The sequence below is a fragment of the Ruegeria sp. G10 genome (assembly GCF_056533645.1).
Window position 1 is genome coordinate 1 of sequence record NZ_JBQFOQ010000009.1, and the last position, 22,156, is coordinate 22,156.

A 22,156-nucleotide genomic window follows, 5' to 3' on the forward strand; every position below is an offset into this window, starting at 1 on the left:
CCACCGGTCGGATAGTAAACACCCGTCACACCACCCGTCCCAATCGTGATAAACTCCTCAGCATAAACAGCCGGCGCGAGAAAGGCGGCGGCGGCCAGACTGGTGAGGCTGATTTTGGCTTTGTTCTTCATCCTTGATCTCCCTGTTGTTTTATTCGGCAGACTTGACGAAAACCGAAAGCGGCCAAGAGTGCCGCCATGGCAACGTAAAGCATGCCAGTCTCTGATTTTTTCCAAAGTCTCCCAATGGATACGAAGTTTCATTCAGAGACGGCTCTTGTCAAGTGCAGCGCGGCCCGGCGACCGCAAAAGTGTCTGCTTCGTCGATGCCGCAAAGCAAGCTCGCAGGCGGAACTCTCTGCCTTTCAATCGCGAACCCAGCGCGAATCCGCGGTTTTCTACCGCGCGATGAGGTCTTGGCGCTCGGACTATGCGCCGCTGCGGCTTCGCCAGCCTATCAGGCTCAGGCAGGCGAACAAAATGGCTGCAACGCAGACGATCGATGGGCCCGCGGGCGTGTCGAACACATAGGCGGCGCGCAGCCCGGCAACTGCTGAAAACGCGCCGATCGCTGCAGCGATCAACGCCATCATCTCGGGCGAACGGGACAGGCTGCGTGCGGCAGCAGCCGGGATGATCAGCATGGCCGCTATCAGCAAAACACCCACAACCTTGATCGCCACGGCAACGGTAACGGCCAGCGAAAGGGTAAGAACCAATTGCTCGCGCCTGGGGTCAAAACCACTGGCATAGGCCAGTTCCTCATTCAGCGTCGCTGTCAGAAGGTGCGACCAACGCCATGCGATCATCCCCACGACCAGCGCCGCACCGCCCCAAATGACAAGCAGGTCAGAACGCGATACGGCAAGAATGTCCCCAAACAGATAGGCCATCAGATCGATACGCACGCCAGACAGGAACGAAACCGCCACCAAGCCAAACGCAAGAGCAGAGTGCGCCAGCACGCCCAGCAGCGTATCCAACGCATATCCGCGGCCACTGAGCAAAGTGACCGTCAGCGCCATCAGCAGAGCGACTGCCAGAGCTCCTGCAAAAATCGACAGCTGAAAAGTCAAAGACAAGGCCACGCCCAATATCGCCGCATGCGCGGTCGCATCACCGAAATACGCCATCCGGCGCCAGACGACGAAACATCCCAACGGAGCGGCGGCAAAGGCGACCCCCACCCCGGCAAGGGTCGCGCGCATCATAAAATCGTCCAGTATCATTCCGCGGCTTCCTGAGAGTGCCCACCATGGTCATGGTCGTGATCATGGTCATGACGATAAAGCGCCAGCGCGCCACCTGTACCGGTCCCAAACAACGCCCGATATTCCGGAGCGGAGGCCACAACGGCCGGGGACCCCTCGCAACACACGTGCCCGTTCAGGCAGATCACACGGTCCGACGCGCTCATGACCACGTGCAGTTCGTGACTGATCATCAAAATCGCGCAACCTGTCGTGCGTCGCACATCTTCGATCTGACGATAGAACGCCGCCGACCCCGGCTGGTCCAGACCCTGCGTTGCTTCGTCCAACAACAGGACATCTGGGCGATTGATCAACGCCCGTGCCAGCAGAACCCTTTGGAACTGGCCACCAGACAGTTGTGACATCTGGCGCTTCAAAAGGTCCGGCACGCCCGCAGTTTCAAGCGCGCCCTGACATTGCGTGGAGGATACACGGTCCGTCAGGCGCATGAATCTTTCAACCGATATCGGCAGGGTCGGATCAATATGCAGTTTTTGCGGCACATACCCGATCTTCAATCCCGGCTTAAGGCTGACGCGCCCGGCTGCCGCTTTTACCGCGCCGATTATGGCGCGCAACAGGCTGGTCTTGCCGGACCCGTTTGGGCCGACAATCGTCACGATCTCGCCCGGTTCAATTACCATGTCGACGTGGCTTAGAACGGTATTGGCGCCATAGCGCACAGTCAGATTTTCAACCGAGATAAGGCTCATTTCTATGCCTTTTTGGTGCAGTCAGGGCAGAGTCCCTCGGCTTCTACTACCGTTCGTTCGATCTCGAAACCCGCGGCGCGCGCTGCGGCGCCCAAAACCCCTTTTGCGGGGGTCGATTGTGCCTCGGCAACCGCGTCGCATCTTCTGCAGATCATGAAGGCCGGGGAATGTGTGGCACCGGGGTGAGAACAGGCCACAAACGCATTCAGACGCTCGATCTTGTGGACGAATCCGTTCTGCACCAGAAAATCCAGTGCGCGATATGCAACAGGCGGTTGCGACCCGAACCCCGCATCGCGAAGCCGGTCAAGAATGGCATAAGCCCCAAGCGCGCGATGTTCCTGCAACAGCATTTCAAGCACTTTGCGTCGCACCGGGGTCAGGCGCAATCCGTCCTGTTTGCAACGCGCCTCTGCCGTGGCGAGCGCGGATTCGACGCAATGCGCGTGATCGTGCTTCTGGAATCCGACCGGGACCGGAGCATCGGTTGCGTCGGTATGCGTATCACTTGTCATGTTATTCCATATCATGTATGCCGCTCGTAACGTTATAAAATCACACAGAGGGTCTGATGTCCAGAAAGCTCCTACCACTGTCAATCACGGCTGCGCTCTTGGGGGGAACAGCCTTTGCGGATGCGCCCAACGTCGCGGTGGATATTGCACCGGTTCATTCTCTGGTAGCGCGCGTGATGGAGGGGGTCGGCACCCCGAATCTGATTGTGCAACCGGGCGCCTCGCCGCATGAATACAACATGCGCCCATCCGAAGCCGCCGCTTTGCAGAACGCCGATCTGGTGTTCTGGATCGGTGAAGACCTGACGCCCTGGATGGAAAACGCGGTTGAAACACTGGCCGATGGGGCCTCGGTTACGGCGTTGCTGGACGCAGACGGCACAGTGCTGCTTGATTTCCGCGAGAATGCCTTGTTTGAAGCGCATGATCACGGTGACCACGATGATCATGAAGACCATGGGCATGAAGACCATGCTGAGCACAAAGATCATGACGAACATGGTCACGACGACCACGCACATGAAGATCATGACGACCATGCGCATGACGAAGAACACAATCATGGCGACCACGCCGAAAAGGACGATCATGACCATGATCACGCACATGGGGCGCATGATCCACACGCCTGGTTGTCACCTGCAAATGCCGAAACCTGGCTGAACATCATCGCGGCGCAATTGTCGACAGCCGATCCCGACAACGCGGGCACCTATTTTGCAAACGCTGCTGCGGCGCGCGAAGAAATGGCGGCCCTGTCGGCCGAGGTTTCAGAAACACTTGCGCCGGTTCGTGGTGGCAGCTTCATCGTGTTCCACGACGCCTACCAGTATTTTGAACACGCTTTCGATTTCCCCGCGGCAGGCGCGATCTCGATCAGTGACGCATCCGACCCAAGCCCCGCGCGCATCGCCGAAATTCAGGCGCGGGTAAAAAATGAGGGCATAGACTGCGTCCTGGCCGAGCCGCAGTTCAACACCGGCATCGTCGTGACCGTGCTGGACGGAACCGATGCAAATACAGGCGTGATCGATCCGCTTGGGTCTGACCTTGAACCCGGCGCTGCCCTTTATCCGCAAGTGATCCGCAATATGGCCAAAACTCTGGCTGATTGTATGTGACCCCCGCTCCGGTCGATCTCTGCAGGTCGACCGGGCCCAAGATCGTCAGGGGCAACGCACGTAACGCGTGTCAGAGTAGCAAGTAACCGCGTTGTCCCTGGCGCATCAGTGTAGGAATGCAGGCAGTCTCGCCCTTGCCTTCTGACCCAACCAAAGTCCAACGTGCAGGACCTTCTCGGCTTCGCCCTTCTGTGTTTTCTTTTCGTAAACCAACAGCATCGACAAAACTCTGGCTGAGAGGTCCCGCGCGCGTCCTCATGATCACGCGTGCACGTTTGGGACGGCTAAGCAATCATCGCACATCGTGCTGCAGCAGACCTGACACAGCAAATGAAAAAAGACGGCGCAATCGCGCCGCCTCGTTTGCAATCTGGGGTCAGCTTGAGGCGTCTTTGCCCAGTGCATCCAGCAACGTACCAAGGTTATGCTGGAACATCGCCAGATAGCTGGTGGCGGGACCGCCGCGTTCGGACAAAGCGTCCGAGAACAAACGTCCGCCGATTTCGATCCCGGTTTCGTCCGAAATCTGCTGCACCAGCGCGGGGCTGGTGATGTTCTCAACAAACAATGCAGCCGCACCTTCGGCTTTCAGCTGCGCGATCAGAACGGCAAGCTCTTGGGCCGAGGGTTCGGCTTCTGTATCGATACCGACAGGTGCCAGGAAAGTCATACCGTATGCATCCGCAAGATAACCGAATGCGTCATGCGCGGTCACAACCGTCCGCCGATCCGCAGGCAGCTCGGCCAGCTTGGCCTTGGTCTGCGCATCCAGCGCTTCCAACTCGGCGATATAGACATCGGCATTGGCGGCAATCTGGTCGGCGTGCTCGGGCATCGCTTGTTTCATCGCGTCGGCCACATTGGTCACGTAGATCACGCCGTTCGACAGAGAATTCCAAGCATGCGGATCGATCTCACTGTCGACCTTGACCGGGGTGACGCCCTCGGTTGCGACATGCACGGTGGCTTCGGTGCCGGACTCGGTGATCAGGGTGTCTGACCACGTCTCAAACCCCAGACCGTTGACAAAGATGATGTCCGCTTGGGCCACGGCTTTTGCGTCAGCAACCGACGGCTGATACACATGCGCGTCGGCGTCGGGACCGACGATGGTTGTCACGTCGGCCAAATCGCCAACAACCTCTTCGACCATGTCGCCAAGGATCGAGAAACTGGCGACGACCTTGATGTCTTCGCCCGCCTTGGCTGGATAGGCCACCAATGCGACCGCAACCGCAGCGACGCCTGCATAAAGCGATTTGATAAGAGTCATTTTGCTCGCTCCTCTTGATGAATATGCGCAATAGAAGTGTCATTCTTGACAGACGGTTTGCGCAGCCCCCTGCCAAAGCCTAGCGGCCCAAGCACGGCCGAAATCAGAAAGAAACCACCAGCGACCAGCACGATTGCCGGGCCGGACGGGGTTGCGGGAAACAGGTACGACAGGGTCAGTCCGATCCAGCAGCTGGACAGCGCAAAGACAAAACCCAAAGCCAGCTGCGCGGTAATGGTGCTGGCCCAATATCTGGCCGCCGTCGCCGGCAGGATCATCAGGCCGACCGCCATCAGCGTGCCAAGCGTCTTGAAAGCGGCCAGCAGATTCAGCACCAGCAACAACATGAACCCCTGCTCGACCAACCAGGGCCGCCGTGTCTGGGTCTCGAAAAAGACCGGGTCACAGGTGCTGACGATCAGCGGCCTGAGCAGAATGGCAAAGCTGACCAGAGTGACCATCGCAACCCCGCCCACCAGCAGCATGGAGGCGTCGTCGATCCCAAGGATCGAACCGAACAAAAAGCTTTTCAGCGGCACAGCAGAACCTGCAGCCGACAGTATGAAGATACCCACGGCCAGGGCGATCAGATAGAGCGACGCAAGGCTCGCATCGCTGCGCAGGATTGTTCTACGTGCCAAAAATGCAGTCAGGAGCGCAACACCGACGCCGGCGATCAGGCCACCGACCAACAGCGACATGACAGACAATCCTGCGGTCACAAAACCGATCACGATGCCCGGCGTAATCGCATGAGCCATGGCTTCGCCCGCAAGCGACAGACGGCGCAGGACCAAAAACGCCCCCACCGGTGCCACGGATGCCGACAAAACCGTTGTGGCGACGAACGCCCGGCGCATGAATGCAAAACCCCACATCTCGGCGAGCAGATCAAACATGCGCATTCTCCGCTGGCGTGGGTTCGCTTCGAAACATCCACGAAGCCTGGCTTTCCGACAGATAACCCTGCGCAACCAGCCGGTCGGGGGTCAGGACGTCATACACCGGACCATAGGTCGCTTCCTGCCCGCCCAGCAGAAGGGCGTGGCTGCAATGGTCCAGAACCGAGGACAGATCATGCACCACCAGGACCACGGCGCGCCCCTCATCGCGCCATCGACGAATGATCGACAACAGGTGCGCCTCGGTGTTCTGGTCAACAGCGGCAAAGGGTTCATCCAGAAGAACAAGCGGAGCATCCTGCACAATCACGCGCGCAAACAGCGCGCGCTGCAGCTGTCCGCCGGACAATTGATGCAGCGGGCGGTCGGCAATATCGAGAACGCCCGCTTCGTCAAGCGCAGCGGCCACCCGGTCTCGGGCGGCGCTGTCCAGCCCCGACCGGAGCCCGAAACCGCGCCACGCCCCCATGGCAGCCAGATCCCGTACGCGAATGGGGAAACGCCGATCGAACTCAGTCATCTGTGCGAGATACCCGATCTCAGACGGTCGCCCCTGCGGCCAGCTGAGCGTTCCGGCAAGCGGATCCAACAGACCCAGCAGCATTTTCACAAAAGTGCTTTTGCCGGATCCGTTCGTGCCAAGGACGGCCAGCGTTGTTCCGGCCTCAATGTCCATCGACAGGTTGCGGAACAACGTAAGATCGCGATACCCCAGCGTCAGGCCGCGCAGTTGCAGAACACCCGACATCAGATCACCGCGTAAATCATGAGCCACAGCAGCGCCGACACGATCAGAGCGCCGGCAACCAGGATCGGAACGCTGAATTCCGTCAGGCAACGTAGCCTTTGCGCACTGGTCGCGCGAGGGGTCAGAGGACGGGTCATCGGTTGCCGACGACGCCGAGAGGGCGGCTTTGGAACGTCAGCCAAGCTGCAGCGACGCCGCGTCTGCCAGCTTCGCGGGGCCCGCTCTCAGGATGTTGCAACGCCACGTGTTTCGGCTCCTCGGTTTGGACGGGGGCAAGGCGAGTGCAAAGTCTGGGACGGCGACCGCCGCTTGGAACATTGTCATCTCCCTCCGGGACACCCCGCCCGGGTTCGTTCAAATCGGATGGCAGGTCTCCTGACTTGCGGGTCGATGCTGTCCCGATCCTTCCCAGGCGATTGCCCAGTGGCCGATCTCGGGTCGCTCACCGCCTACAGTTGCGGGGGCAGTCACGGATTTGGCCTGATCGCACGGGCCGCACCATATTCCCTTGAATCCCGCGCGCGATTCGCGTTCAGGAACCATCCTGGCCACAAGATACGAAACAACTTGATTTGACAAGGAAGCGCACTAACACAAAGTCGTTTGTCGCCAAGTTAGAGGGGCGGCAGACCGCAATGCGCGCCGCCCGTTCCATGTCAGACCTCGACTTCGACCTTGCCGATGGGGTTTGAACAACAGGCCAGAATGTAACCTGCCTCGATATCGTCTTCCGAAATACCGCCATTGTGAACCATGTGCACCTCGCCCGCGGTCTTTCTGACTTTGCAGGTGCCGCACACCCCGAAGGTACAGCCCGACGGTATGTTCAGCCCGACCGAGCGCGCGGCGACCAGAACGGTGTCCGTTTCGGCCACTTTGGCCGTCACGCCCGAGGCGGCGAACACGATTTCGGCACTGCTGTCGTCGTCGGGGACAACATCATCCAGCGCAGGCTGATCGGCCTCGGTCTCGATCGGGGCACCAAAGCTTTCCTGATGATAGTTGTCCATGTCGAAACCCAGACCCACCAGCGCGTCACGCACGGCCTGCATGAAAGGTTCCGGGCCGCAGCAATAGACTTCGCGCTCAAGATAATCGGGGGCCATCAAGCCCAGCATCAGCTGATTGAACTGGCCTTGATACCCGGTCCAGGGGCGGTATTCGTCCGCTTCTTCGACGACGAATTTCAGATCCAGACCGTGGGTTCGGCTGGCCATCTGCTCCAACCGCTGGCGAAAGATGATCTCGGACGGGCGCTTGGCGCAGTTGATGAACACAACGTCCAGATCGCGCCCTTCATCCCACATGCAAGTCGTCATCGACATCATCGGCGTGATACCCGATCCGGCCGAGATGAACAGAAACTTGCGCGCCGTGCTTTGGGCATTGGTGAACAGACCCGCAGGCCCGATCGCGCGCAGCCGCATCCCCGGCTGCAGATTGTCCAGCATCCAGCGCGTGCCGATACTGTCGGGCTGCGCCTTCGCCGTGATGGTGATCGATCGGGGCCGCGATGGCGAGGACGAGATCGTGTAGGTCCGATGCACGACACCGCCCGGTTGACCCGGAGCGGGAATCTCAAGCGTCAGAAACTGGCCGGGTTGATAAGCGAACATCGCGCCCGAGGGGGCCCGAAAGGTAAAGCTGGCTGTGTTCGGCATTTCGGGTACCACCGAGACGCATTCCAGCGTCTCATCATCCTGCCAGAGCGTGGCCATTGGGCTAAGATCATTCATGGCGTCACTCCGCAGCGATGGTTTCGGGGCTCAGACGTGCTGACAGGGTCCTGCAGTACCAGTCGGTGAACTGCAGCACGCCCGATTCCTGGGTGTCCGAATACGGGCCAGGTACATAGGCCGGGCTGTTGATGCCCTGCTGATTGTCCTCGACCACGCGACGATCTTCATCATTGGTGGCGATCCAGACCTCGGTCAGGCGCTTGATGTCGTAATCCAGCCCTTCCACGGCATCTTTGTGAACCAGCCATTTTGTAGTGACCTCGGATTCGGTCGCGCTGACGGGGGTGACGCGGAAGACGATGGAATGATCCGGCAGGAAGTGATTCCACGTCGTCGGATAATGAAACTGTAGCAACGCTCCGGCATCGGCAAACGGAACCCGGCCCAGCCAGCGCCGCACAGCTGCCTTGCCATCCATGGTATAGCTTTCGGCCCCCTCTTTCAGCGGCATCCGCGCCACCCGAAACTGGCCATCGGTGCTCAGATGAAAGTTCGACGGCACCCCGGCGGCCTCGCACCGGTCGAAATGTGCCTGCAGATGTGCAGGCGTTTCACCGCCTTCGCCGATGCCGGTCACGCTGGGATCGTCAGGATAAGTGCGGCAAAGCGCAGGATGATTACCACCGCAGTGATAACATTCTCGGTTGTTCTCCCAGACCAGCTTCCAGTTCCCATTCTCGATGATCGAGCTTTCATAGGCCACCTTGGCGTTGCCAAGATCATGCGGTTCAAGATAGGGCCGCGCCACATCGGCAAAGGCGTCGAAATCAGGCGCGTCCTCCGCCAGGCAGATGTAAACAAGCCCCGCCAACTCACGGCAATGCACGGTCTTCAGGCCGTGCTGCTTGGGGTCGAAATCAGGCCCCATATCGCGCGCCCACAGAAGCGATCCGTCCAGTTCATAGGTCCATTGGTGATACGGGCAGACCAGCTTGGGCGCGTTCCCCTTTGCGGCCTTGCAGATGATCGAGCCCCGATGCCGGCAGGTGTTGTGAAATGCACGAATCTGGTTGTCTGTGCCGCGCACGATGATCACGCGATATGCACCGATGGTATACGTGACGTAATCACCCGACTTCACCAATTCGCAGGCCGGTATGGCAAACAGCCATTCGCGATAGTGGATGGCTTCCAGATCAGCCTGAAAAATAGCGGGATCGGTATAGAATGGCTGCTCAAGCGCATAGGCCGGGTTCCGGCGCGCCAACAGGCTTTGAATACTGCTCACTTATGGCTCTCCTGCCGCACGCCGCGGCACTGCTTGGGCAGATGGCAACAGGAGGCCCGCCCGGAAGCGTACGAGGATCACGCCCGGCAACAGCGCCCCCACCGCCACCCGCGGTTTGACATATCCACGAGGCTGGTTTCCGGACTTCGAAGGGGCTCGCGCCCGGTTTCGGCACCTTCCCGGGATCCTCGTCCCAGTGGTTGATCGCCGAACCCGACCTTCGTTACCGTTGCGGGGGCAGTGCCGGATTTGCACCGGCTTCCCAATTCTCCGCTGTCCGAGAATCAAACAGCGGCACCTCGTAGCGGCAAGATAATTTTACACCGCATGACCGCTGAAAGGCTTGCGACATTTCCCGTTCCAAAACAGACACCGGCCTGAATTCGCTGCCGCAAGAGCGAGGCTGTCCTCGGTATTGTTTTTGTTCTTCAATGGGTCAGATGGTCATCATGCAACCGCAAAAACCCTGCGCTTTAATCGGGGCCGCGCGAGGCCAACCTTATCTCTCGGCGGCGGAACCAACACTGCGCCTTTCGAATGGTGCCGCTTAGCGGCGGGATCAATCATCAGAAGCACCGTCTTATCAGTGGACGAAATCGCATCGACACATTTAGCGGCGATCACCCTGTTGACGACCCCCGGCAGGTCGCCTAAACGAGAACTCAAGGGCCCTTCTGGTGGAACGGTAGACACGAAGCATTCAAAATGCTTTGCCTCACGGCGTCCCGGTTCGAATCCGGGGAAGGGCACCATTCATCTCCACGACAACACGCATCGTTTCCACAAACTGGTCTGTCGCGTAACACTGCGGCTTTGCCCATCACCCCGTTTGCCCGAAATGCGCCATACCGGGCGCATGCTCCCGGGCGCGCCGCAAACACCGCGTGGGTGTGATCATGCGGCGGTATCAAGTGAAAAACCGCTATCGCGCGAAATGAGGCGACCACAGAGGTTGACCCCTCGACATGCGCATGGTTTGGCTTGGCGCAACACTTGCCGGGATATTTGTATCATATGTTGCGATCACTTTATGACTGGACCATTCGTCTGGCCGAGCACCCCCATGCGCTTTGGGCGCTGGCCGTTGTTGCCTTTATTGAAAGCTCATTTTTTCCGATCCCGCCCGATGTTCTGATGATCCCGATGATCCTTGCACGACCATCGCGGGCGTGGCTGATCGCATCCGTCGCGCTGGTGGCCTCGGTCTTGGGTGGGATTTTGGGCTATGCAATCGGCGCGTTTTTCTACGAGAGCCTTGGCCAACCCGTATTGGAAGCAATGGGCAAAGCGCATGCGATGGAAGAATTCAACACGCGCTTTAATGACTTCGGCTTTTGGGCCGTGCTTGCGGCCGGCGTTACGCCATTTCCCTACAAAGTCATCACAATCATGTCCGGATGGACCGGGATGCCGCTGGGTACCTTCATTGCAACATCAATCCTGGCCCGCGCGCTGCGGTTCTTCTTGGTCGCCGGGCTGCTTTGGAAATTTGGCGAACCGATCCGGGACTTCATCGAAAAACGTCTGGGCCTGATGTTCACCCTGTTCATCATCCTGCTATTTGGCGGGTTTCTGGTGGTGAGATACCTATGACACGAAACGCCCTGATCTTACTGGCAGCTTCCGGGTCGGCCGCCCTGCTTTTGGGGGCCTGGGCATTTCAGTATCTCGGCGGGCTGGCACCTTGCACAATGTGCATCTGGCAACGCTATCCGCATGGCGCGGCGGTGATCCTGGGCGTATTGGCGCTGGCGTGGCCCGGGGCCCGCGCCCTGCCCTTGCTCGGGGCGCTTGCTGCGGCGACCACCGCCGGGATCGGCTTTTTTCATGCGGGCGTCGAAAAAGGCTGGTGGGAGGGGCCCACGACCTGCACATCCGGCCCCATCGGCGGGCTGAGCGCTGAAGAATTGCTGGATCAGATCATGTCCGCCCCGCTGGTGCGTTGTGACGATATCGCGTGGGAAATGCTGGGGGTGTCCATGGCTGGCTGGAATGGCGTGCTCTCAAGCGTATTGGTTCTGATCTGGCTCGCCGCATGGCGGGCGCGCTAGGCGCTATTGCTGATCCAGTTCCGCGTCCCAGTACAAGAAATCGATCCAGCTTTCGTGCAGATGATTGGGCGGGAATTTGCGGCCAATGTTACGCAATGCCTCGGCATCGGGCTGACGCGGTGGCTTGTTCAGCGACATTCTGGCCTGACGCAAGGATTTCGATCCCTTGCGCAGGTTACACGGGCTGCAAGCCGCAACCACATTCTGCCAGCTTGTAACCCCGCCTGCCGCGCGCGGCACCACATGGTCAAAGGTCAGATTTTCGCGACTGCCGCAGTACTGACATTTGAATTCGTCCCGCAAAAATAAATTAAAGCGCGTGAAGGCCACGCGCTTTCTGGGTTTTACATAGTCTTTCAGAACAACGACCGAGGGTATTCGGATCTCGGTACTGGGGCTTCGGACAACTTCGTCGTATTCGGCAACGATATCGACCCTGTCCAGCCAAGCCGCCTTTATTGCCTCCTGCCAGGGCCACAAGGACAAGGGATAATAGGACAACGGCCGGTAATCGGCGTTCAAAACCAATGCCGGATGATGCTTGAGCGCACCGGTTTCCCTGACAAATTCGGTCCTGAAGTCTCCGTCCATATTGAATCGCTCCTCGCTCTGCTCTGCCCGTTTGTGACATCAGAGCGGGGAACACCCGCCCCGGCCTTACGCTGACTATATCTCGTGTTAAATCTCTGACAAGTGCCGAGTTCACACAACATCTCGGGTATTCGTTATGCCGAATCCGTAACAGATAAGTGACACTTATCCACAGGTTGCGCTGATGTGGCGCGGACGCTATGGCGGGGCATGTCCTGGTTCATTCGTTTCAACAAACCCTATGACGTGCTGCCGCAGTTCACGGACCGCGCCAATGCGGACTCGCCCCGCAGCACGCTGTCGGATTTCATCGACCTGCCCGGCGTTTATCCTGCGGGTCGTCTGGATCGCGACAGCGAGGGGCTGATGCTATTGACCGATCAGGGGCGTCTGCAGGCGCAGATATCCGACCCCAGGCACAAAATGACCAAGACCTACTGGGTACAGGTCGAAGGGCTTCCCGATGCGGCGGCGCTGACTGCGCTGCGCCAGGGCGTCGAACTGAAAGACGGCCTGACCCGGCCCGCCAAGGCGCGCCTGATTGACGAACCCGAGGACCTCTGGCCGCGTACCCCACCGATCCGGGTGCGCCAGACCGTGCCGGACTGCTGGCTTGAACTGACACTCCGCGAGGGTCGCAACCGTCAGGTACGCCGGATGACGGCAGCCGTCGGCCACCCGACCCTGCGTCTGATCCGCGCCCGGATCGGAGACTGGTCGCTCGACGGGCTTGCGCCCGGACAGTGGGACAGCCTACCCATGCCCACCCTGAGCGTGGCACCACAGCGCAAACGCGACCGCCGCCTGCGTCGGTGACAAAAACCGCGCGATGTGATAGGCTTAAGGGATGAAGGTGACACCAGACATCCCGGCCCCATCGGCCATTCTGGAAGCCGCGCTTTATGTCGATGATCTGGACGCGGCTGAGGATTTCTATGGCCAGATACTGGGCCTTGAGAAAATCCAGCGCGTGACCGATCGCCATGTGTTCTATCGGGTCGGTGGGTCGGTTCTGCTGCTGTTCAACGCCGATGAGACCGAGAAACCACCCGGCAACCCCGACCTGCCCGTCCCGCCGCATGGCGCACGCGGACCGGGCCATGTCTGCCTTGTACTCAGCCGCGATGACATCGCCGTAATGCGCAAGCACCTGCTGGACTGGAACGTTCCGCTGGATACCGAGTTCGACTGGCCCAACGGGGCCCGCTCACTTTACGTCCGCGACCCTGCAGGAAATTCGATTGAATTCGCCGAGGCGTATCTGTGGGGCTAAGACCCCACGACGAAGCTCAGAGGCTCAGCTTGTCGCGCATGAACGCCAAAGCAACGCTCAGACCATCCGGAGCAATGCCATGGCCCGTGCCCTTCATGACATGGGCATAGACCTCTTTGAACCCGGCACTCTGCAAGGCTTCGGCTGCTTCGGGCAGCGATTGCGGCGGCACAACATCGTCGGCGTCGCCGTGCACCAATAGCACCGGCATCCGGCTGACCACCTCATCCGGCAGCAAATCCGGCTCCAGCAGTCGTCCTGAGAAGGCGACGATCCCGGCCACCGGGTCTTCACGGCGAGGGGCGACATGCAGGCTCATCATGGTGCCTTGGCTGAAGCCAAACAGAACGACCTGCTCGGGCAGAACATCCTCATCCACCATCAGCGCATCCAGAAAGGCGTTGAAATCCTCAACCGCCATTTCCATCCCGCGCCGGGCCTCTTCCTCGGACGAGCCATCGATCCACGGGATCGGGAACCACTGAAAACCGTTGGGCATGCCGGCAATCTGCTCGGGCGCATCGGGGGCCACGAACAGCGTATCCGGCAGGTGTTCCCCCAGCGGATCAGCCAGACCCAGCAGGTCGGCACCGTTCGCACCATAGCCATGCACAAACACCACGACCGAGCGTGTATCCCCCGAAACCGGCTCTTTCCTCAGCGCATTCAAAACCCGTGTCATCTGATCCCTTCTCTGTCTTTGGCGACCCGGTAATAGGCCCACAACACCCGCGCCGCAACGGATCGCCACGGCGACCATGCTTCGGCCATCTGGCGTAATTCTTTGTCGGTTGGTCTTTTCGGCAAGTCATAAAGGATGCGCGCCGCCTCTTGCAGCGCCAGATCGCCCGGCGCAATCACATCGGCGCGACCCAGCGAGAACATCGCATAAATCTCGGCGGTCCAGACACCGATGCCCGGCACCTCGGTCAGGATCGCCACCACCTGATCATCCGGTGCATCGCGCAGCGCCTTGTAATCGATCCGCGCCTCGGCCAGCGCACGGGCATAGCGGATTTTCTGACGGCTGAGCCCAACCGCGCGCAAATCGTCATCCGTCGCCCACATGATCTTGCGCGGGCCGGTCAGTTTGGCATCCCGCAACCGCTTCCAGATCGCATTGGCCGACGCCACACTGACCTGCTGGCTGACGATCGCGCTGAGAAGCTGGGCAAACCCATCCGGCTTGCGCCGAAGCGGCAGCGGCCCGGTCTGGTCCATCGCATAAGCCATCCGCGGGCAGGCCCCGGCCAGCCACTCGGCCCCTTCGGTCACGCAGTCCGATGTTTCGATGATGCGTCCAACGGACATACGCTCTCCGATAAGTGATCCTTGTCCGCACGTTAGGCGGATGTGCCGCATATGCAACCCGCTTGTGCCACATCGCAATCGCCGATAACCATTTGCCCATGACGATGACCGCAGCCACCCCGGACGACAGCCAGGCCAAGCGCAACGTCGCCGTACTTGTGGCGGCGCAGGCCGTGCTGGGCGCGCAGATGCCGATGATGTTCATCGTCGGCGGGCTGGCCGGGCAATCGCTGGCCAGCAACGCCTGTCTAGCCACATTGCCGATCTCGCTGATCGTTCTGGGCTCGATGATGGCGGCGACGCCGATCTCGGCCATCATGCAGCGCTGGGGGAGGCGCGCGGGGTTTCTTGTCGGCTCAACCGCGGGTGCTGCGGGTGGGGTAATCGGCGCTTATGGCCTGTATCTGGGTTCGTTCCCGTTGTTCCTTGTCGGCAGCTTCCTGACCGGCATCTACATGAGCGCGCATGGATTCTATCGCTTTGCCGCTGCCGACACCGCATCTGACGCATTTCGGCCCAAAGCCATATCCTACGTCATGGCTGGAGGGCTGGCGGCAGCGATCATTGGCCCGCAGATCGTCAAGCTGACCTCGCAGGCCTATGTGATTCCGTTTCTGGGCACTTATCTGGCCGTCATCGCGATCAACGTGTTCGGCTCGGCGCTGTTCTTCTTTCTCGACATCCCGACCCCGCCTAAGCCCACAAAGGAAGACCCCAAAGGTCGCACCCGGCTCGAGCTGCTGAAAACACCGCGCATCGCGGTGGCGATCATCTGCGCGATGGTTTCATACGCGTTAATGAACCTTGTGATGACATCGACGCCGCTGGCCGTTGTCGGCTGCGGTTACACCGAGGGCGATGCGGCAGACATCGTCACTAGTCACGTGCTGGCCATGTATATTCCCAGCTTCTTCACCGGCCATCTGATCGCGCGGTTCGGGGTCGAAAAGATCGTGGCCCTTGGGCTGGCCATCCTTGGCGGGGCTGGCATCGTGGCCCTGCAAGGCGTCGATCTGGGCAACTTTTTCGTCGCCCTCATCCTGCTGGGGATCGGTTGGAACTTTGGCTTCATCGGAGCCACCAGCATGCTGGCGGACTCGCACGAAGTGCATGAGCGTGGACGGATGCAGGGCCTGAACGACCTGCTGGTCTTTGGCGGAGTCACCTTTGCCTCGCTGGCGTCGGGCGGCCTGATGAACTGCTCGGGCGGTTCGGCGGTCGAGGGCTGGACGGCGGTGAACCTCGCCATGATCCCGCTGCTGACGCTGGCAGGTGGCGCGCTGTTGTGGCTGGTGCTCAGGCCTTCGGACCCTCAGACCGCCTGATCCTACCAGCGCCCCGTTGCCGCTGTTTTCATCAGCGAAAACCGGCGGCGGATTTCACCCTGCGCCAAGGCGCCTGCGGCCACGCGTTCGGGCCGAGCCAAGGCGGCCCGCAACACCCATTCGGTCTGCCACCCGGCATAGAGCGCAGGCCGCGCTTGCGCAGTAACGTCATTGCGCGCCGCCCGCGCGCGCGCCAGCCGGTCCAACGCCTTTTGCGCCAGCGCCCGAACCCCATCCTGCGTCCCATCGAGCAGAGGAATCCTGCCCCGCGCCTCAAGTGCGGGGATGGCCCGGAACCAGTTTGCGATCCCGGTCGCATAGCCAAAGTCACGCAGAACAGCCTCGTCCGCGGACCCCAAAGCCTGCGCAGACACCACCATCGGCGTTCCGGCGCTATGGTTGATATACGCGTCGAAATGCGCCTCGTCCTCAAACGGATCGCGGTAGATATCCCAACGCCTTACGGCCACATATTCATCCAACTGCGCCGCCAGATGCGGCGAGATCACGCGGGACAAAGGCGTCACAACCTCGTGCCGCCGGACGGTTGGTCCTTCGGCAATCTCCTGCAGCGCATCGCGCCACCACTGCAGGCGCATCTCGGCGATCATGCTTTCCTGTGTCACCCACGGCGCGCGCGCCACCTCGACGTTCAGCGCATAGATCGGAAACAGAACCGTCCGCGCCGCAACCGGCGCAGCCATCGCCGCCATGAAACGATCCGGATCGGCCTTGTGCACCAGTGCGGCGCAGGCCTTTATGTCGTCGTCGAATTCCACGTTATTCGGCAGCGGCGGAGCGCGGCGCGCAATCGCTCACCAGTTTCCACTGGATCGCGTCCAGCAGAGCCTCGAATGACGCGTCGATTATGTTCGCACTGACACCGACGGTGGACCAGCGCCGCCCCTGCCCGTCTTCGCTGTCGATGATCACGCGGGTCACCGCCTCGGTCCCGCCTTGGGTGATGCGCACCTTGAAGTCGACCAACCGCATATCCGCCAGTATCTGCGAATACTGCCCCAGATCCTTAGCCAAGGCCTTGGCCAAAGCGTTCACCGGACCCCGATCACTGCCATCTTCATCCAGCGATTCACTGACCGACAGCTTCTTCTCACCGTCCACTTTCACAACGACAACCGCCTCAGACAGGCTGACCATCTTGTTGTATTTGTTCTTCCGGCGCTCAACGGTCACCTTATAGCGCTTGACCTCGAAGAACTCTGGCAGCTGCCCCAACTCATCCCGCGCCAGCAGCTCAAAACTGGCCTGCGCGGTGTCATAGGAATAACCCTCAGCCTCGCGCGATTTGATCCGTTCAAGGATACGCCCCAACGCGGGATCGCCCGCATCGACGGTCAGCCCCGCATCGGTCAGACGCTTGCGCAGGTTCGACTGCCCGGCCTGGTTCGACATCGGGATGATGCGCGCATTGCCGACGCTTGCCGGGTCTATATGCTCATAGGTCGACGGATCCTTGAGGATCGCACTGGCGTGCAGCCCCGCCTTATGCGCAAAGGCCGAGGCACCAACATAGGCGCTCTGTTTGCTGGGCACACGGTTCAAGATATCATCCAGCATCCGGCTGATCCGCGTCAACCCCGCCAGCGCCTTGGGCTTCACCCCGATCTCATAGCGCGAGGCGTAGGGCTCTTTCAGCATCAGCGTCGGGATCAAAGCGGTCAGATTGGCGTTACCACAGCGCTCACCCAACCCGTTCAGCGTGCCCTGCACCTGCCGCGCGCCAGCATCGACGGCGGCCAGAGAACACGCCACCGCATTCTCGGTGTCGTTATGTGTATGAATGCCCAGCCGATCCCCGGGCAGACCAGCGGCGATCACCTCGGACACGATGCGCCCGACCTCGGCAGGCAAGGCCCCGCCATTGGTGTCGCACAAAACGACCCAGCGCGCGCCAGCGTCCAGCGCGGCCCGGCAGACCTCCACCGCGTATTCGGGATTGTCCTTGTAGCCGTCAAAGAAGTGCTCGGCATCGAACAAAGCCTCGCGCCCCTGCGCCACGATATGCGCGACCGAGGCCCGCACGTTTTCGGTGTTCTCCTCCAGCGCGATGCCAAGCGCGTCCGTCACATGGTAGTCATGCGATTTCCCCACCAGACAGACCGCAGGCGTCCCGGCATTCATCACAGCGGCCAGCACATCATCATTCTCAGCCGACCGCCCCGCGCGCTTGGTCATCCCGAACGCGGTCAAACAGGCCGCCGTCTTGGGCGCCGCCTCAAAGAATGCGCTATCCGTCGGGTTCGCACCCGGCCAGCCGCCTTCGATGTAGTCTACGCCCAACGCATCCAGAGCCTGCGCGATCTGCACCTTCTCGGCGGTCGAAAACTGCACGCCTTGCGTTTGCTGCCCGTCCCGCAAGGTGGTGTCGTAAAGGTAAAGACGCTCTTTGCTCATCCGACCCCCTCCAGCTTGGCGGGATCGAAACCGGCACCGGGCACCAGTTCCACGCCCTCCTTGCTCATCCGAACCTCAAGCCCGGCGGCGACATACGCGGCCTTCAGGCGATCCACTTCCGAGAAATCCTTGGACTGCATCGCAGCCGCCCGCGCCTCGGCCAGCCTTTCGGCGTGTGAGGACAGATCGAGCGAGCCCGTCTCTGCCCACTCGCCCATCTCATCGTTCAATAACCCGACGACCTGCGCGCTCGCCAACAAAGATGCTGCATCGCCCTCTGCCGCCAAACGGTGCAGCTCTGCGATGGCACCTGCGGTATTCAGGTCATCACCAAGCGCCGCGATGACCGCGGGGGCCGCGGTGGCGGCGGGCTCGATGCCCGCTGTCAGCGCCCGCCACTTGCGCAACGTCGCCTCGGCCTCGCGCGCCTTCTTCTCGGTCCAGTCCATCGGCTTGCGATAATGGGTCTGCAGGAAGACAAAGCGGATCACCTCACCGGGCACGCCCTGTTCCAACAGATCATGGACGGTGAAAAAATTGCCCAGCGATTTAGACATCTTCTTACCTTCGACCTGCAGCATCTCATTGTGCATCCAGACGCGCGCGAATTCTCCATGCGGATGTGCGCACTTGCTCTGAGCAATCTCGTTCTCATGATGCGGGAACATCAGATCATTCCCGCCGCCATGAATGTCAAAGCTCTCGCCCAACAGCTCATAGCTCATGGCCGAGCATTCAATATGCCAGCCCGGACGCCCCCGGCCCCACGGACTGTCCCAGCCGGGCAATTCATCAGTCGACGGCTTCCACAGCACAAAATCCATCGGGTTCTTCTTGTAGGGCGCGACCTCAACCCGCGCGCCTGCGATCATGTCATCGACCGAGCGACCCGACAGCGCGCCGTAATCGTCCTTCCAGCTATCCACGGCAAACAACACATGCCCCTGGGCGGCATAAGCATGCCCCTTGGCAATCAGGTCCTCGATCATCGCAATCATCTGCGCGATGTACTGCGTGGCACGCGGCATCTCATCGGGCTCCATCGCGCCCAGAGCGCCCATATCATGCAGATACCAGCCAATGGTCTCGTCCGAACGCTCCTGCACCAACTGCTCCAATGACCCCTCGGCCCCGGCCTTCTTGCGCGCCAGAGCGGTCGCGTTGATCTTGTCATCCACATCGGTGAAATTGCGCACATAGGTCACATGATCGGCACCATAAACATAACGCAACAACCGGTAGAGCACGTCAAACACCACAACAGGACGCGCATTTCCCAGATGGGCGCGGTCATAGACCGTCGGGCCACAGACATACATCCGCACATTGCTGGGATCGATCGGCGCGAAATCCTCTTTCGCCCGTGTCCTCGTGTTGTGCAGTTTGATCATCGTCATCGGGTCGTGCTCCTGAAACAGCATATACGTCACGCGTTGGCGCGGGCTTAGCAACTTGTCTCAGGGATGAAAACGAAAGAAACCGGCCCGCTTGAGAAATCAGCAGGGAATGCAGCAGATAATGATGCAGGTTTTCCGGTTCATGCGCCCTGCCTAGCATGGGTTCGCTGCTCCGCCAAGTCCTGAGTTCGCCCCGGGTGCCTTCGCGAAGCCGATTGACAAAACCTTGGCGCTCTGCCCCATTTCGCCCAAAGGGGGCGCGCGCCATGAAACTATCGCATCGCATCACGCATCTGACCGGCGGCGGCTCGGACGGGTGGGACGTATTCTACCGCGCCCGCCAGATGATCGCCGAAGGTCACGCCGTCACCGAGCTGACCATCGGCGAGCATGATATCGGCACCGACCCCTCGATTCTGGCGGCGATGGATGCTTCGGCACGCGAAGGCCATACCGGCTATGCCATGGTACCCGGCACTGATCTGCTGCGCGATACGGTCGCCGCACGAGTCCAGCTGCGCACCGGTGTACGAACAACCCGAGACAATGTGTTGATCACGCCGGGCGGTCAGGCGGCGCTGTTTGCTGCGCATACCGCGCTGTGCGATCCCGGTGATGTGGGCCTCTATCTCGACCCCTATTATGCCACCTATCCCGGCACCATCCGCGGGGCTGGAGCCATTGCCCGCCCCATCGCGACCCGTGCCGAAGACGCCTTCCAGCCCCGCGCCAAGGATATCGACGCCGCCGCCGATGGCGCTGTTTCTCTGCTAATAAACACCCCGAACAACCCGACCGGCGTGGTTTATGCCCCTGAAACGCTCTCGGCCATCGCCGAACTGTGCCACCGCCGAGACCTGTGGCTGATCTCGGACGAGGTCTATGACACGCAGGTCTGGGACGGCAGCCATCTGTCCCCTCGCGTCCTGCCCGGCATGGCCGAGCGCACGCTGGTCGTTGGGTCAATGTCGAAATCCCACGCCATGACCGGATCGCGCTGCGGCTGGATTGTCGCCTCGGAAGAGGTCATCGCGCATCTGATCAACCTCGCCACCCACACCACGTACGGCGTACCGGGCTTTATTCAGGACGCCGCCAGCTATGCCCTGAACGCCGGACAGGAACTGGAGAGCCGCATATCCGAGCCCTTCCGCCGCCGCCGCGCGCTGGCGCTGGACGTGCTGGCCACCCAGCAGGCCGTTGGCCTGATCCCGGCGCAGGGGGCAATGTACCTGATGTTGGATGTCCGCGCGACGGGCCTGAGCGGCGAAGGCTTCGCCAACGCCCTGCTCGACACTCATTCGATCGCTGTCATGCCCGGCGAAAGCTTCGGCACCGCCGCCGCAGGCCATATTCGGGTCGCCATGACCATCGATGATGAGAAGTTCGTCGCCTCGCTAAAGCTGCTCTGTGCGTTTGCCGCGCAATTGGCAGCCGAGGCTCAAGCCGCCACGGCCTGACCTACAGATCAGAAACGGAAGGTCGTGCGCAGGTTAAAGACATTGGCATCAAGCCCCCTGCCAGCCGTTGGCACATCGTCGAAATTCTGCCGCAACGCCTCACCGCTGATGACGAATCGGTCGCCCAGCGGATAAGCAACGCCGATCCCGTAAACCGCAGCCGTGTCGCTGTCGCCCGAGGTGCTGGCACGCGCCGTACCGACCACGACATACCCCAGCGCCGAACCGAAATCATAGCCTCCGCGCAGTTTCAGGCGAGACATGCTGTCAAGGCTTCCCTCTGACTGGCCGAGATCGAGGTTCAGGCGGTTGTACTCAAGCTCACCACCCAGGACGAAATTGCCGAAATCGTAATCATAACCGATATGCGGACCAAAAGCGGCATCACTGCCGCCTACCCCACCTGACCCGTCAACATCCGCGTAGCCGAAACTGAAGCCGACATAGGCCCCTGTCCAGTCTTCTGCCAACACAGGGCCAGCCCCCGTAAACAGGGCTGCAAAAACGAGGGCCTTGATAAATTTCATTCAGACCTCCGAACAAAAGATGCCGGTCTGGGCGGATTGCGGGGCCGCACACTTGTATCGGTGCGGCAATGAATAGGGCTTAAACTCTCAAGCATAGGTTAATTAACTATGTACAGAATAACAGATTTCTATCGAAACAGGAAAAAACAATTTCTCACGCGCATTTGTACGCCGTCGATGTTTCGTCATCGGAAATTATCCACAGCCAAGTCGCAAATAGGACAGATTATGTCGCCAAGCACCGCAACACTTGAAAAACCCAACTGAGGCCGTGAATGCAAAGCGACGTCTGGAAAATTCGTCTGATCAGCCGCA

22 protein-coding genes, 1 tRNA gene, 1 pseudogene and 2 riboswitches are annotated in these 22,156 nt (G+C 60.4%); of the genes and pseudogenes, 8 read left to right on the forward strand and 16 right to left on the reverse strand.

What is annotated here, in order from left to right; genetic code table 11:
• From ACR0KM_RS15115 to ACR0KM_RS15130, 4 genes and pseudogenes are all read right to left on the reverse strand, one after another.
• A pseudogene (locus ACR0KM_RS15115) lies at positions 1-263 on the reverse strand (hypothetical protein); the annotation flags it as partial.
• A gap of 164 nt (positions 264-427) precedes the next feature.
• Positions 428-1,225 carry a metal ABC transporter permease gene (locus ACR0KM_RS15120; protein WP_480857653.1) on the reverse strand — a complete coding sequence of 266 codons (798 nt, stop codon included), beginning with the start codon at positions 1,223-1,225 and terminating at the stop codon, positions 428-430.
• Positions 1,225-1,965 (reverse strand): metal ABC transporter ATP-binding protein, encoded by a 741-nt coding sequence (locus tag ACR0KM_RS15125; protein ID WP_480857610.1) that lies wholly within the window; start codon positions 1,963-1,965, stop codon positions 1,225-1,227. Before ACR0KM_RS15125 ends, ACR0KM_RS15120 begins: the two co-directional genes overlap by 1 nt.
• 2 nt (positions 1,966-1,967) lie before the next feature.
• Positions 1,968-2,480: a transcriptional repressor gene (locus ACR0KM_RS15130; RefSeq protein ID WP_480820039.1), complete on the reverse strand. Its 513-nt coding sequence runs from the start codon at positions 2,478-2,480 to the stop codon at positions 1,968-1,970.
• Between the two features lie 56 nt (positions 2,481-2,536).
• Here ACR0KM_RS15130 and ACR0KM_RS15135 point away from each other — a divergent pair, with 56 nt between their 5' ends.
• Positions 2,537-3,601 (forward strand): zinc ABC transporter substrate-binding protein, encoded by a 1,065-nt coding sequence (locus ACR0KM_RS15135; protein ID WP_480857608.1) that lies wholly within the window; start codon positions 2,537-2,539, stop codon positions 3,599-3,601.
• A gap of 376 nt (positions 3,602-3,977) precedes the next feature.
• Here the strand turns inward: ACR0KM_RS15135 and ACR0KM_RS15140 are convergent, their stop codons facing one another.
• The 5 genes from ACR0KM_RS15140 to ACR0KM_RS15160 form a co-directional block, all read right to left on the reverse strand.
• On the reverse strand, positions 3,978-4,874 hold the full coding sequence (locus ACR0KM_RS15140; protein ID WP_480857605.1) for a metal ABC transporter solute-binding protein, Zn/Mn family: 897 nt from the start codon (positions 4,872-4,874) through the stop codon (positions 3,978-3,980).
• On the reverse strand, positions 4,871-5,773 hold the full coding sequence (locus ACR0KM_RS15145) for a metal ABC transporter permease (protein WP_480857603.1): 903 nt from the start codon (positions 5,771-5,773) through the stop codon (positions 4,871-4,873). Before ACR0KM_RS15145 ends, ACR0KM_RS15140 begins: the two co-directional genes overlap by 4 nt.
• Complete coding sequence (locus tag ACR0KM_RS15150; protein WP_480857601.1) at positions 5,766-6,551, reverse strand: metal ABC transporter ATP-binding protein; 786 nt, start codon at positions 6,549-6,551, stop codon at positions 5,766-5,768. Before ACR0KM_RS15150 ends, ACR0KM_RS15145 begins: the two co-directional genes overlap by 8 nt.
• Before the next feature lie 321 nt (positions 6,552-6,872).
• Positions 6,873-7,083: riboswitch (cobalamin riboswitch) on the reverse strand.
• A 97-nt stretch (positions 7,084-7,180) separates the two neighbouring features.
• Positions 7,181-8,260, reverse strand: coding sequence for an FAD-binding oxidoreductase (locus tag ACR0KM_RS15155; protein ID WP_480820029.1), 1,080 nt, complete (start codon positions 8,258-8,260; stop codon positions 7,181-7,183).
• 4 nt (positions 8,261-8,264) lie between these two features.
• Complete coding sequence (locus tag ACR0KM_RS15160) at positions 8,265-9,491, reverse strand: aromatic ring-hydroxylating oxygenase subunit alpha (RefSeq protein WP_480857599.1); 1,227 nt, start codon at positions 9,489-9,491, stop codon at positions 8,265-8,267.
• A 113-nt stretch (positions 9,492-9,604) separates the two neighbouring features.
• Positions 9,605-9,808, reverse strand: a riboswitch (cobalamin riboswitch).
• Positions 9,809-10,159: 351 nt separating this feature from the next.
• Between ACR0KM_RS15160 and ACR0KM_RS15165 the strand changes: the two genes are divergently transcribed.
• From ACR0KM_RS15165 to ACR0KM_RS15175, 3 genes are all read left to right on the forward strand, one after another.
• A tRNA-Leu gene (locus ACR0KM_RS15165) sits at positions 10,160-10,243 on the forward strand.
• A 262-nt stretch (positions 10,244-10,505) separates the two neighbouring features.
• Positions 10,506-11,084: a YqaA family protein gene (locus ACR0KM_RS15170; RefSeq protein WP_480820025.1), complete on the forward strand. Its 579-nt coding sequence runs from the start codon at positions 10,506-10,508 to the stop codon at positions 11,082-11,084.
• Positions 11,081-11,542 (forward strand): disulfide bond formation protein B, encoded by a 462-nt coding sequence (locus ACR0KM_RS15175; RefSeq protein WP_480820023.1) that lies wholly within the window; start codon positions 11,081-11,083, stop codon positions 11,540-11,542. The genes ACR0KM_RS15170 and ACR0KM_RS15175 overlap by 4 nt, the downstream gene beginning before the upstream one ends.
• 3 nt (positions 11,543-11,545) lie before the next feature.
• Here ACR0KM_RS15175 and ACR0KM_RS15180 read toward each other — a convergent pair whose 3' ends face one another.
• A complete protein-coding gene (locus tag ACR0KM_RS15180; RefSeq protein WP_170584593.1) occupies positions 11,546-12,133 on the reverse strand; it encodes an HNH endonuclease in 588 nt (195 codons plus the stop codon).
• Positions 12,134-12,343: 210 nt separating this feature from the next.
• On the opposite strand from ACR0KM_RS15180, the gene ACR0KM_RS15185 reads away from it, so the two are divergent.
• Positions 12,344-12,949, forward strand: a complete 606-nt coding sequence (locus tag ACR0KM_RS15185; RefSeq protein ID WP_480857596.1) for a pseudouridine synthase — start codon at positions 12,344-12,346, stop codon at positions 12,947-12,949.
• Between the two features lie 31 nt (positions 12,950-12,980).
• Positions 12,981-13,406, forward strand: a complete 426-nt coding sequence (locus tag ACR0KM_RS15190) for a VOC family protein (RefSeq protein WP_480857595.1) — start codon at positions 12,981-12,983, stop codon at positions 13,404-13,406.
• Positions 13,407-13,422: 16 nt separating this feature from the next.
• Here ACR0KM_RS15190 and ACR0KM_RS15195 read toward each other — a convergent pair whose 3' ends face one another.
• Positions 13,423-14,088: an alpha/beta hydrolase gene (locus ACR0KM_RS15195; protein WP_480529807.1), complete on the reverse strand. Its 666-nt coding sequence runs from the start codon at positions 14,086-14,088 to the stop codon at positions 13,423-13,425.
• Entirely contained in the window at positions 14,085-14,717 is a 633-nt protein-coding gene (locus ACR0KM_RS15200; RefSeq protein WP_480857593.1) for a DNA-3-methyladenine glycosylase family protein, read from the reverse strand. The genes ACR0KM_RS15195 and ACR0KM_RS15200 overlap by 4 nt, the downstream gene beginning before the upstream one ends.
• 98 nt (positions 14,718-14,815) lie before the next feature.
• On the opposite strand from ACR0KM_RS15200, the gene ACR0KM_RS15205 reads away from it, so the two are divergent.
• Positions 14,816-16,042, forward strand: a complete 1,227-nt coding sequence (locus tag ACR0KM_RS15205; RefSeq protein ID WP_480820013.1) for an MFS transporter — start codon at positions 14,816-14,818, stop codon at positions 16,040-16,042.
• Positions 16,043-16,044: 2 nt separating this feature from the next.
• On the opposite strand, the gene ACR0KM_RS15210 is transcribed toward ACR0KM_RS15205, so the two are convergent.
• Genes ACR0KM_RS15210 through cysS form a run of 3 tightly spaced genes read right to left on the reverse strand, consistent with a single transcriptional unit; the run spans position 16,045 to position 19,854 of the window.
• Entirely contained in the window at positions 16,045-16,821 is a 777-nt protein-coding gene (locus ACR0KM_RS15210) for a squalene/phytoene synthase family protein (protein WP_480857592.1), read from the reverse strand.
• 1 nt (position 16,822) lies between these two features.
• A complete protein-coding gene (gene cimA / locus ACR0KM_RS15215; RefSeq protein WP_480857591.1) occupies positions 16,823-18,457 on the reverse strand; it encodes a citramalate synthase in 1,635 nt (544 codons plus the stop codon).
• On the reverse strand, positions 18,454-19,854 hold the full coding sequence (cysS, locus tag ACR0KM_RS15220) for a cysteine--tRNA ligase (RefSeq protein ID WP_480857590.1): 1,401 nt from the start codon (positions 19,852-19,854) through the stop codon (positions 18,454-18,456). Before cysS ends, cimA begins: the two co-directional genes overlap by 4 nt.
• Before the next feature lie 266 nt (positions 19,855-20,120).
• On the opposite strand from cysS, the gene ACR0KM_RS15225 reads away from it, so the two are divergent.
• Positions 20,121-21,314, forward strand: coding sequence for a pyridoxal phosphate-dependent aminotransferase (locus ACR0KM_RS15225; protein WP_480857588.1), 1,194 nt, complete (start codon positions 20,121-20,123; stop codon positions 21,312-21,314).
• Between the two features lie 8 nt (positions 21,315-21,322).
• Here ACR0KM_RS15225 and ACR0KM_RS15230 read toward each other — a convergent pair whose 3' ends face one another.
• On the reverse strand, positions 21,323-21,841 hold the full coding sequence (locus ACR0KM_RS15230; protein ID WP_480857587.1) for an outer membrane protein: 519 nt from the start codon (positions 21,839-21,841) through the stop codon (positions 21,323-21,325).
• Between the last annotated feature and the right edge of the window lie 315 nt (positions 21,842-22,156).

What these genes read in the sequence shown, in the direction of transcription:
- ACR0KM_RS15135 (WP_480857608.1), top strand. Translation starts at nt 2,537, where the DNA reads ATGTCCAGAAAGCTCCTACCACTGTCAATCACGGCTGCGCTCTTGGGG.
- ACR0KM_RS15175 (WP_480820023.1), top strand. Translation starts at nt 11,081, where the DNA reads ATGACACGAAACGCCCTGATCTTACTGGCAGCTTCCGGGTCGGCCGCC.
- ACR0KM_RS15190 (WP_480857595.1), top strand. Translation starts at nt 12,981, where the DNA reads ATGAAGGTGACACCAGACATCCCGGCCCCATCGGCCATTCTGGAAGCC.
- ACR0KM_RS15225 (WP_480857588.1), top strand. Translation starts at nt 20,121, where the DNA reads ATGAAACTATCGCATCGCATCACGCATCTGACCGGCGGCGGCTCGGAC.
- ACR0KM_RS15125 (WP_480857610.1), bottom strand. Translation starts at nt 1,965, where the DNA reads ATGAGCCTTATCTCGGTTGAAAATCTGACTGTGCGCTATGGCGCCAAT.
- ACR0KM_RS15205 (WP_480820013.1), top strand. Translation starts at nt 14,816, where the DNA reads ATGACGATGACCGCAGCCACCCCGGACGACAGCCAGGCCAAGCGCAAC.
- ACR0KM_RS15185 (WP_480857596.1), top strand. Translation starts at nt 12,344, where the DNA reads ATGTCCTGGTTCATTCGTTTCAACAAACCCTATGACGTGCTGCCGCAG.
- ACR0KM_RS15200 (WP_480857593.1), bottom strand. Translation starts at nt 14,717, where the DNA reads ATGTCCGTTGGACGCATCATCGAAACATCGGACTGCGTGACCGAAGGG.
- ACR0KM_RS15155 (WP_480820029.1), bottom strand. Translation starts at nt 8,260, where the DNA reads ATGAATGATCTTAGCCCAATGGCCACGCTCTGGCAGGATGATGAGACG.
- ACR0KM_RS15140 (WP_480857605.1), bottom strand. Translation starts at nt 4,874, where the DNA reads ATGACTCTTATCAAATCGCTTTATGCAGGCGTCGCTGCGGTTGCGGTC.
- ACR0KM_RS15170 (WP_480820025.1), top strand. Translation starts at nt 10,506, where the DNA reads ATGTTGCGATCACTTTATGACTGGACCATTCGTCTGGCCGAGCACCCC.
- ACR0KM_RS15180 (WP_170584593.1), bottom strand. Translation starts at nt 12,133, where the DNA reads ATGGACGGAGACTTCAGGACCGAATTTGTCAGGGAAACCGGTGCGCTC.
- cysS (WP_480857590.1), bottom strand. Translation starts at nt 19,854, where the DNA reads ATGACGATGATCAAACTGCACAACACGAGGACACGGGCGAAAGAGGAT.
- ACR0KM_RS15230 (WP_480857587.1), bottom strand. Translation starts at nt 21,841, where the DNA reads ATGAAATTTATCAAGGCCCTCGTTTTTGCAGCCCTGTTTACGGGGGCT.
- ACR0KM_RS15195 (WP_480529807.1), bottom strand. Translation starts at nt 14,088, where the DNA reads ATGACACGGGTTTTGAATGCGCTGAGGAAAGAGCCGGTTTCGGGGGAT.
- ACR0KM_RS15130 (WP_480820039.1), bottom strand. Translation starts at nt 2,480, where the DNA reads ATGACAAGTGATACGCATACCGACGCAACCGATGCTCCGGTCCCGGTC.
- ACR0KM_RS15145 (WP_480857603.1), bottom strand. Translation starts at nt 5,773, where the DNA reads ATGTTTGATCTGCTCGCCGAGATGTGGGGTTTTGCATTCATGCGCCGG.
- cimA (WP_480857591.1), bottom strand. Translation starts at nt 18,457, where the DNA reads ATGAGCAAAGAGCGTCTTTACCTTTACGACACCACCTTGCGGGACGGG.